The 768-nt window shown below is 50.4% G+C and carries 1 pseudogene; it reads left to right on the forward strand.

From position 1 onward, the window contains the following. Window positions 1-4: 4 nt before the first annotated feature. Window positions 5-768: pseudogene (locus tag EOD41_RS20540) on the forward strand (phosphoglucosamine mutase); the annotation flags it as partial.

The raw sequence follows: 768 nt of genomic DNA on the forward strand, positions 1-768 counted from the left end.
AAACATGTCACTAATAAAATCGATCTCGGGCATCCGGGGTACCATAGGGGGCGAGGCAGGTGAGGGCCTAACGCCGATAGATATTGTAAAGTTCACATCGGCTTATGGCAGCTGGGCGGTGAAGAAAACAGGCATTAATAAAATAGTCATCGGCAGGGATGCACGGCTGTCGGGCAGCATGGTGAACAACCTTGTAACCGGCACGCTGCAGGGACTAGGCATAGATGTGATAGACCTTGGCCTATCAACCACCCCAACCGTAGAGATAGCCGTCCCAATGGAAGAAGCGGCAGGCGGCATCATCCTGACCGCAAGCCATAACCCCAAGCAATGGAACGCGCTGAAGCTGCTGAACGACAAAGGCGAGTTCATCAGCGATGCTGATGGTAAACAAGTACTGGAAATAGCAGAGAAAAGCGCATTTACCTATGCTGATGTAGATAGCTTAGGTAAAGTTAGCTATGATGACAGCTACCTGCAAAAACATATTGACGCAGTGCTTAACCTGCCGCTGGTAGATAAGGACGCCATCAAACAAGCCAACTTCAAGATAGCCATCGACTGTGTCAACTCAACAGGCGGTATCTTTGTACCGGCGCTGTTAAAAGCTTTAGGCGTAGAAACCATCTACGAACTGTACACCGAACCCAACGGCCACTTTCCGCATAATCCCGAGCCACTGCCGGAGAACCTGACGGAAATAGCCAAAGTGGTCAAAGAAAAACAAGCCGACCTGGGCATCGTAACCGACCCTGATGTAGACAGGCT

Origin of the sequence: Mucilaginibacter limnophilus, from assembly GCF_004005815.1 — a bacterium.
Taxonomy (GTDB): Bacteria; Bacteroidota; Bacteroidia; order Sphingobacteriales; family Sphingobacteriaceae; genus Mucilaginibacter; species Mucilaginibacter limnophilus.